At 49.3% G+C, this 9,202-nt stretch carries 10 protein-coding genes; 6 read left to right on the top strand and 4 right to left on the bottom strand.

The window, feature by feature from the left end; all coding sequences use genetic code 11:
* Positions 1 to 135 precede the first annotated feature (135 nt).
* The 4 genes from lptB to ptsN all read left to right on the top strand — a co-directional run bounded on the left by lptB (position 136) and on the right by ptsN (position 3,887).
* Positions 136 to 939, top strand: a complete 804-nt coding sequence (gene lptB / locus HOM51_07425) for an LPS export ABC transporter ATP-binding protein (protein ID MBT5034337.1) — start codon at positions 136 to 138, stop codon at positions 937 to 939.
* Positions 940 to 1,011: 72 nt separating this feature from the next.
* A complete protein-coding gene (gene rpoN / locus HOM51_07430; GenBank protein MBT5034338.1) occupies positions 1,012 to 2,607 on the top strand; it encodes an RNA polymerase factor sigma-54 in 1,596 nt (531 codons plus the stop codon).
* Between the two features lie 234 nt (positions 2,608 to 2,841).
* On the top strand, positions 2,842 to 3,414 hold the full coding sequence (raiA, locus tag HOM51_07435; GenBank protein MBT5034339.1) for a ribosome-associated translation inhibitor RaiA: 573 nt from the start codon (positions 2,842 to 2,844) through the stop codon (positions 3,412 to 3,414).
* An 8-nt stretch (positions 3,415 to 3,422) separates the two neighbouring features.
* Positions 3,423 to 3,887: a PTS IIA-like nitrogen regulatory protein PtsN gene (ptsN, locus tag HOM51_07440; protein MBT5034340.1), complete on the top strand. Its 465-nt coding sequence runs from the start codon at positions 3,423 to 3,425 to the stop codon at positions 3,885 to 3,887.
* Here the strand turns inward: ptsN and HOM51_07445 are convergent.
* On the bottom strand, positions 3,884 to 4,321 hold the full coding sequence (locus HOM51_07445) for an Hsp20 family protein (GenBank protein ID MBT5034341.1): 438 nt from the start codon (positions 4,319 to 4,321) through the stop codon (positions 3,884 to 3,886). The two genes, ptsN and HOM51_07445, sit on opposite strands and share 4 nt — an antisense overlap.
* A 308-nt stretch (positions 4,322 to 4,629) precedes the next feature.
* Here HOM51_07445 and HOM51_07450 point away from each other — a divergent pair, with 308 nt between their 5' ends.
* Both HOM51_07450 and HOM51_07455 read left to right on the top strand, forming a co-directional pair.
* Positions 4,630 to 5,757: a VacJ family lipoprotein gene (locus tag HOM51_07450; GenBank protein MBT5034342.1), complete on the top strand. Its 1,128-nt coding sequence runs from the start codon at positions 4,630 to 4,632 to the stop codon at positions 5,755 to 5,757.
* A gap of 74 nt (positions 5,758 to 5,831) precedes the next feature.
* The gene (locus HOM51_07455) at positions 5,832 to 6,203 is read left to right on the top strand and encodes a cyclic nucleotide-binding domain-containing protein (protein MBT5034343.1); all 372 of its coding nucleotides are present in this window, start codon (positions 5,832 to 5,834) and stop codon (positions 6,201 to 6,203) included.
* 33 nt (positions 6,204 to 6,236) lie between these two features.
* On the opposite strand, the gene HOM51_07460 is transcribed toward HOM51_07455, so the two are convergent.
* The 3 genes from HOM51_07460 to HOM51_07470 all read right to left on the bottom strand — a co-directional run.
* Positions 6,237 to 6,728: a chemotaxis protein CheW gene (locus HOM51_07460; protein MBT5034344.1), complete on the bottom strand. Its 492-nt coding sequence runs from the start codon at positions 6,726 to 6,728 to the stop codon at positions 6,237 to 6,239.
* 126 nt (positions 6,729 to 6,854) lie between these two features.
* On the bottom strand, positions 6,855 to 8,561 hold the full coding sequence (locus HOM51_07465) for a CocE/NonD family hydrolase (protein MBT5034345.1): 1,707 nt from the start codon (positions 8,559 to 8,561) through the stop codon (positions 6,855 to 6,857).
* A 179-nt stretch (positions 8,562 to 8,740) separates the two neighbouring features.
* A partial coding sequence (locus HOM51_07470; protein ID MBT5034346.1) for a hypothetical protein occupies positions 8,741 to 9,202 on the bottom strand: 462 nt, incomplete at its 5' end.

The raw sequence follows: 9,202 nt of genomic DNA on the forward strand, positions 1-9,202 counted from the left end.
AGGGCGGAGGTAAATCTGAATACAGGTATATCTAAGTTATTCAGTTGTCCCCAGACACCGGGTAAGAACCGCGTCCGAGGCGTTCTAAAAGCCATAAAGAAAAAATAAAGGTCCCTTCCGTACCCTCTACGTTCAATGACAGATATTACAAGAGATCCAACGGGCTCACCAAAGCCCATACAAGGCTCGAAGAAGGGTCCGAAGCTTGTCGCCGACAATCAGGGTCTTTTTGCAAAAAACTTGGGAAAGCGATTTAAAAAACGACCCGTGGTTCGCGGTGTGTCGCTGTCGATACAACGAGGTGAGGTCATCGGATTGCTCGGGCCAAATGGGGCCGGCAAGACCACTTGTTTTTATATGATCACCGGTCTGATCTCACCGGATTACGGCACAGTCATCATCGACGGTCATGACATCACAGATTTACCAATGTATCGCCGGGCACGCTTAGGCATCGGTTATCTGCCTCAAGAAGCCTCTATTTTTAGAGGGCTATCGGTAGAAAATAATATTTTAGCGGTGCTTGAAGTCGTTGAAAAAGACGGTGACCGTCGCGAGGCGATTTTAGAAGCGCTGCTGGCTGAATTTTCAATCACCCATTTACGGCGTGCACCAGCCTTGGCTTTGTCAGGCGGCGAACGGCGGCGGGTCGAAATTGCCCGCGCCCTGGCGACCAATCCACACTTTATCTTATTGGATGAACCGTTCGCTGGAATTGATCCGATTGCCGTCGGCGACATCCGGGATTTGGTCATGCACCTTAAAACCCGCGGGATCGGGGTCCTTATTACGGATCATAATGTTCGTGAGACCTTGGATGTTATTGACCGTGCCTACATAATTCATGATGGAATGGTCCTCATGGAGGGGGCTCCTTCCGATATCGTCGGAAATGCAGATGTCAGGCGCATTTATTTGGGTGACCGGTTTAACCTATAATCCTCATGAGTCGATGTGCCCGTGTTATGGGTATTTTGGACGTCACAGAGGCTGGAGAGGGGGCGTCAGATAATGGCAATAAGTCCCCGCCTGGAACTCAGGGTCGGCCAAACCCTGGTCATGACACCGCAGCTTCAGCAAGCCATCAAGCTGCTGCAATATTCCAACATAGAATTGGCCGAATTCGTTGAGAACGAACTCGCTGAAAATCCCCTTCTCGAACCCGAAGAAAGTCTGCTGGACGAAATTGGGGAGCGGGAGGAAAGCAGCGCCGAAATCGACGAGCCGCCTGATTCTTGGGATGAAATTGGGGATGAAATTGGGGATGAGTTTGGGGATGAATTTGATGACAATTTAACTGATTCCCTGGAAACCATCCAATCGTCCGGCAGTGATGATGTGGCGGTTGTTGAGGATACCTCCCTCGATACGGATTATGACAACCTAACAGATGGCGATATCCCGGCGGGTCCGGTCTTAGATGATGCGCCAGCAGCTTCCGCCTTTGAGGATTGGGGCAGTGGCGGGTCAACCGGTTTTGATGGGCCCATGCCAGAACTGGAAGAAACGCTTTCTGAAGAAGTAAGCTTCCGCGATCATCTCCAGGGCCAGCTTAGTCTGCATGTCAGTGATCCTATTGATCGGATGATAGCCGTGTATTTGATCGATATGGTTGATGAGGCCGGGTACCTCACAGAACCCCTTCAACCAGTCGCCGATATGCTTGATTGTGATGTAGCGCGCGTTGAGGTGGTTTTGGAACTCCTTAGAAACTTTGATCCCCCAGGTGCGTTTGCCAGGGATCTAAGAGATTGTTTGGCCCTGCAACTGGCGGATAAGAACCGACTAGACCCTGCCATGGCGGCGTTGGTGGAGAACCTGGACCTTGTTGCCAAGCAAGACGTTGAGGGTTTGGTTCGGGTTTGTGGTGTCGATGCAGAAGACATCGCCGACATGGTGGATGAAATTAGGCAGTTAAACCCGAAACCAGCAGAACCATTTGAACACATAATTTCACAGCCGATCACGCCAGATGTTCTGATGAGAGCGAAGGCCGGCGGTGGTTGGATCATTGAGTTAAATCCTGAAACCTTGCCCAGAGTTTTGGTTAATAACAGCTACTACGCTCAGATCACCAAGGCCACCCATAGCAAGCAGGACAAGCAGTATATTGTCGAAAGATTTCAATCGGCGAATTGGTTGGTTAAAAGCCTGCATCAGCGTGCGACCACAATCCTCAAAGTTTCGACGGAGTTGGTCCAGCAACAGGATGGATTTTTCACCAAGGGCGTGCAGCACTTAAAACCCCTTGTTTTACGCGATATAGCGGACGTGATCGACATGCATGAAAGTACGGTCAGTCGGGTGACATCCAATAAATTTATTGCAACGCCACGGGGAATTTTCGAATTAAAATACTTTTTCACCACCGCCATTGGCAGTTCATCTGGCGGGGAAGCCCATTCAGCTGAATCGGTGCGCTATAGAATTAAAACCCTGATTGACGAAGAATCATCTAAAAAAATTCTTTCCGACGATAAAATTGTCGATATATTACGAGTGGAAGGCATAGACATCGCCCGGCGCACGGTCGCGAAATACCGCGAAGCCATGGGAATTGGCTCTTCCGTGCACCGCCGCAGGGAGAAATCAGGGGCGCTTCGCTAATCGGCGTAATTATAATTCCAATTTTAATCGTTTCAGGGTAAAATTGGTTATTATCTTACTCTTGACAACATTGGGTCCCGGCACTACTTTCCGGCCCTTCTTGAAAGCGAGGGCAAATGAAATGGTTCCAGATCGTGGGGCCTAGTTCAAATCTGACCCGCAAAGAGACTTAAATTTCGGATTAATTCACTTAGGACGGCTATAAAGATTATAGCTGCAGTACGGCGGCATTTAATGGATATTACAGTTAAGGGTAACAAAACGGACATCGGCGAGGCTCTCAAGGGCCATGTTGAGGACAATCTTCAAATCACCGTTAAGAAATATTTCGCGCAAGCGTTAAAAGCTCATGTCGTGTTTTCGCGGGAAGGGCATTCATTTCGAGTGGAAATCTCAGTTCATGCAGGACGGGGCATGGACATGATGGGCGGCGCCGAAAATGATGACGCGTATGCCGCTTTCGACAATGCACTGGGGCGGATCTCAAAGCAACTCAGGCGCTACAAACGGCGGATCAACAATCATCATAAATCCCGCACAAATGATGACCTGTTGCCAGCACAGAGTTATGTCATTGCACCTGAGCACGATCAGGAAGAGGTGCCGGAAGAAGCGACGCCTGTGATTATCGCGGAAATGCCGGAACAAATCGCAACCTTATCGGTTGGTGAGGCCGTCATGCGTATGGACTTGGCAGATGTGCCGGTTGTGATGTTCCGAAATCATTCAAATGGTGGACTGAACGTTGTCTACCGCCGTTCCGATGGAAATGTTGGCTGGATTGATCCCGGCGCTTTAGAAAAGTAAAATAAATTATGGAAATCGTGGATCTAATTTCAACGGAAAGTGTGGTCGCTAATCTTCACGCCACGAGCAAGAAACAGGCCTTACAAGACTTAGCGCGTCGTGCTGCGGAGATCGCTGGGTTGCAAGAGCGTGCCGTGTTCGATGTGTTAATTGAACGCGAGCGACTGGGGACCACGGGTGTTGGTAACGGGATTGCAATTCCCCATGGCAAGCTTTCAAATCTGGATAAGCTCTATGGTTTGTTTGCCCGTCTGGAAAGGCCTGTTGATTTCAATGCAATTGACGAAAAACCGGTCGATTTGATTTTTTTACTTCTGGCACCCGAAACCGCTGGTGCTGACCACTTAAAGGCATTGGCCCGGGTATCGCGCTTGTTGCGAGATGCAACCATTTGCGAAAAGCTGCGCGGAACTGAAACTTCAGAAGCCCTTTATGCGCTGTTGACCCATTCGATGGAACATCGGGCGGCTTAGGCGTCCCGTTCAACATCAATTACTTTGGCTTTTTTGGCTGATGCACTCGCGGCACTACTGCTCTCAATTTTTATAGAGCGAACTTCCGGTTCTGGAATTTGGCGTTCTAGATCAATATGTAACAAGCCATTGTCCATCGTCGCGACAGTGATCTCAATCCCTTCTGCCAACACAAAACTACGCTGAAATTGGCGCGCAGCGATTCCCCGGTGCAAAAAGATCCGATCAGAGTCATCGTCATTATTGTGGCCTCGGATGACCAATTGATTGTCCTCAACAGAGACACTTAGATCATCCATGGAAAAGCCGGCGACAGCCAAGGTGATGCGGAGGCTATGCTCCCCAACTTGTTCAATATTATAAGGTGGGTAGCCCTCAGCCGACATTTTTGACGCTTGATCGAGCATGCGCTCGAAATGATCAAACCCAAGCATGAGCGGACTGTTAAAACCCGAAAATCGTGGCACGATATCGTCCTCCTCTTTAGAGCAAGCACGTTAAAATATGTGAGGGGTCCGCGTCTTGGCACCCCACCGGCGGCTATTCAGCCCGTCGGATTGCCCATAATATTGGGTGGAAGCAGCGCTGCGTCAAGTACGCTGAGGACACCATAAGTTCCAAAAACATGGCCAAATTGCCATCATCATCGAAAAAAAGCCAAACATTATACCTTGTTTAACCTTATTTAATGACTATTCCTGTGAATTACCGAGTAAACTAGTCGGCGGAAGGAAAGAAGTTCGTGCTGTTAACGATGTCACGGATTGCCCTGGGGGTGACCGTCCTATTTATATCTTCATCCGTTTTTGCGGATTCATCGCTGCCGAAATCTCAATTCGGTGACGCGAATACGCTTGTTCTGGCTCAGGCTGATACACAATCGTCTGGACCCAATCAGGGGGCCCCTGCTGGGGCTGCGCCTAATACCTGGGACTATATGCGGTCATTTCTGGTCCAGTCTCAGCCTTATGTTGCACGGGCCGATGATTTGCCAGTTGCTATTCCGGAAGGGAGTTCAGCAGCTCCTATTCCAGTACCCGTTGCGCCTTTATCCCCGACGGTTGTTCAGACATTTAGTCCCGCGCCTCAGACGTCTCCTCAGCCGTCTCCTGGAACCGCTCCTGAACCAGCCCCCGCATCAAATGACGGAATTAGCGATGATTTTGATGTTAAACCGGAAGACTACAATGATCCGTTTGAACCCATCAATCGGGTAATTTTTGGGTTCAACGAGTTCTTCTACCAGTACATTTTGGGGCCGACGAGCCATGTCTACAAAAATTATACGCCTGATTTCTTTCAGGATATGGTGGGTAGTCTTCTCGGAAACTTACATGAACCGCTTGTGTTATTGAACGACCTTTTGCAATTCGAAGGGGAGCGCGCTTTGGTGTCCGCAGGTCGATTGGTGACAAACTCTGTCTTTGGAATCGGCGGGTTGTTTGACGTTGCTGCTAAATTGGACTTAGAAGGTCATAAGGAAGACTTAGGCCAAACCTTTGCAGTTTGGGGTGTGGGCGAGGGATTCTATATTGTCGTGCCCTTTTTGGGGCCATCAAATCCACGGGATATCCTGGGGCAATCCGTCGAAGGATATTTTAACCCCCTGAACCGTTGGGTCGATAATACAGGGCGAGACTACATAACCTATGCCCGATCAGCGGCAAGTGGAATTCATCTTTATTCGCAGGTCGTTGACGAGCTTGATGAAATTCGTGAAACCTCGGTGGATTACTATGCCACCATTCGCAGCCTTGCCCGACAGCGTCGGAAATCAGAAATTTTAAATGGCCAAGTCGACGAATTGCCGCCCATTCCAGATATGGACTTCGGAATTGGGGCTGAGGGTAAGCCTGTGCCAAGTTACTAAAGAGCAATAAATTATTGCGGGAACCAGCATACGAAATGTTTTTGATCTCAATGTGTTAATGTTATGCTTTGGCTATGTCAGACGAATCTTTTGATCGTTTAAAAATCGGAATTGGTGAACGGCTATTTCGAGAGGGAGAGCCGGGTGATCGTGCCTATATTGTTCAGTCGGGCACATTAAAAGTTACCAAGACCGACAATAATGATATCCAAAAAACAATCGCAACGGTCAAGGCGGGCGCAATAATTGGCGAGATGGCACTGATCGATGATCAACCCCGCGGAGCCACGGCGATCGCGTTGGAAGATACTATGCTCACGGTAATCAGCGCTAAAGCATTTAAGACACGTCTGAAATCAACTGATCCTGTGGTATTCCGGCTGTTAACAATTTTTGCCAAACGGCTACGTGATCAAAATGAAATTATCATGAAACTTGGTCCCTAGAGGTAGGACATATTAGACTCATACCGATGGTGCTTAAGTCTTAATATCGAGCAAACGATCCACATCCAAAACAACCATAAGCTGCCCCTCTAGCCGATAGACGCCGAGAGCAAATTCGCTCCATGCAGGGTCTAAGGTGCTGGGATTACCTTCGAACATTTCGGTAGATACGCTCAAGACGTCACCGATTTTATCAACCATCAGCGTATAAAGATCGTGTTCCTGTTCGATGGTAACGCCCATCATTTTCCGGTCTTGATCATTTTCTTTGGACTTTGGCATACCCAAGCGCTGGCGAATATCAACAACGGTAACAATACGACCACGAAGGTTAATCGAGCCCAAGACTTCTGGCGGGGCTAGCGGGATTGGTTCAATTTTCTCCAACATCAGAATATCTTGCACCATTAAGATCGGTGTCCCGAACATCTGATCGCCAACCATGAAGGTGACAAAATCTTCTAGATGCTCATCCAGGAGACCGCCCACTTCACGGCCATCTACTGTCGCCAAATCGTTTGCCATGTACTTAACCTCTATATCCGACTGAATTTGTAATAATTATAATATCAAGTGGCCGACACAAAATAGTAGTAAAATTATTCGTATGCTATGATTTATTTCCTTAACAGGGCCTCACGATCCGCCATTCTACTTGGGAATGATCGGTACCAACACGTAAGGAGCCCTATCTTGACCGAAATGTAGCGTTACGTCACTGCCAAATATTTCCGGCGGACGATCCTGGGCATCATCATGCAAGAAAGGGCCGACTCCCGTAAATTTATTTTTCATATTGGAAAGCCCCTGATCAGCCCCGCCGGGGTAAACATAGTCCCGGCCACGGACACTCAGCGCGATCCGATGGCCCTTCGGAACGACGATGCTTGTCGGCCAGATTTCAACATCCAGTTCAACAATTTCACCAGGTGTAAGTGGCTGTTTTTCATCGTGGGTATGATAGGGCCGGTAGGGCAGCGTTTTTTCCGTATCCAGTTTGCGGTGTGATGCCCGCAGCCACCCTTGTGCGACGGGCGTATGGGGATCAAGCGCGCCTTGGAACACTACTTCTTTCATGTCCGGTGTAAGAACCCGGAATACCAGGAACATATCCGCATCTTCGCTTGCCGAAGAAATCCAAAGTTTGGACGCTAAAGGACCGGTAATTTCAGTTTCTTCATCCAGCGGCGGCGAAACAAAGGTTACGCCGTCAGACAGGCCACCATAGGTAACCGTCGTGGTTTCCGCCGAAGGCGTGTCACCAAGGCTTTGATCTTGCGGTTGTAAGTATAATTTCTTCCATTCTGTACGGGGAATGGGCCAGTCTTCTTCATACCGTTCGACGAATTTATCAACGTGGCGGACTTGCAATTGAACCCGAGGCCGATCTTTCCAGCCGTTGTCTTCGCCCTTCAGATAGTAATCAAAAAACAGCTTCTGAATTTCCCGTCCGTAGTCGGTGTAATATTCAGTCCAGTGCTCGATCCCGTGAGATTCCAACCATTTTTCCTCTCCGGCAGCTTGGGTGAAGGCTTCAAAATTTCCCCGTGGGTGGAGGCCTTGCCCGCCCCAATTGGCGGTTGAAAGGAACGGCACGGTAACTTTAGACCAATCGGGCATGCGGGATTGCCAGTATTCGTCGTTCATCGGATGCGCCAGGACAGATGCGCCCAAGTCTTCGCGGTTGGCCTGTAATTCTTCTGAGGTTAATTCCAAAGGACCCGAAACCCATTCCCCGTTAAACCGGGATTTATATCCTTTCGAACCTAGGCCGTGCTGAACACTGGAGACCTGCATGTCGTACCAGTTCTTCATAAACGTACACAGAATGCCGCCATGGTGGCTGCCGTCGCGGTAGAAGTCTGCAGCACCCTCCCACGAGCACATGGCGGTCAGGTGAGGCGGGTTAAGGCTCGCCACCTGCCATTGGTTCATGGCGTAGTAAGATATGCCGCTGATGCCGATTTTGCCATTTGACCAGGATTGTTCCGCTGCCCATTCAACGCATTCATACAGGTCTTGTGCTTCAGTCGGGGACCAAACTTCCACATAGCCCGGGGATCGTCCGCAGCCGCGTGAATCTACACGAACAATGACGTAGTCATGGGGAACCCATTTTTCCGGGTCAGCGACTTCCCAGCTTTGATATTTATTGGTCGAGCCTTGAGTTACGTCCGGGTGATTTTCCGCCATTCGGTCCCAGGCACTGACATAGCCGTCTTGAAAGGCGAGGTATTTGCCGTAGGGGCCGTAGGACAAGAGAACGCCGTATTGACCTTCTTTTATGGGACGGAAGACGTCACACCGAAGTACCAAGCCTTCTTCCAACTCAATCGGAACGTCCCAATCGATGGCCATGCCGTCGCGAATTTCTGTTTTATAGTCTTGCCCCATTTTTGCGTCTCCTCGTGTGTTCAGCTTGGAATTTTGATTGGGCTTATAATGACAGTCCAATACAGCTGTTCAAGTCGGAAATTTTGCAAAAAAAAGCGCCCCCGGCATAACCAAGGGCGCTGATTCTTAAGAGGTAGAGTTGGTTACTTGCCCATCAGGCTCTTAACCAATTTTTCAAAGCCTGCACTTTGTTTCGGGCGCAGGACTTCGTAATCCGGACCGTCAATGAAGTCTCTTTCTTCACCGATGACCTTGATCAGTTTCTTGTAGGTTTTGAAGTTCTGAATTTTTTTCAGAGCCGTTCGCAGTTTGGCTAAACGATCAGCAGGAATGCCGCGCGGTGCCATAATGATACGGCGCATCAGACCGAGGTCTGTGCTATAGCCGAGATCGCCAAACGTCGGTGCAGGCGGGAATTGAGATTTTTTACCAGCACTAATGAGAACGCGAACTTTCTTGCCTTGGGCTTTGATGGTGGACTTGAATTGGAAAGTAAAGTCCGCTTCGCCAGCGAGGAAGCCCCGCAGGGAAGGTCCGCCACCTTTATAAGGCACCATAACAACTTTACCGGCGATACCTGCTTCGGTGAACAATTGCAGCGCAGG

It is taken from the genome of Rhodospirillaceae bacterium (genome assembly GCA_018660465.1).
Lineage (GTDB): Bacteria > Pseudomonadota > Alphaproteobacteria > Rhodospirillales > JABJKH01 > JABJKH01.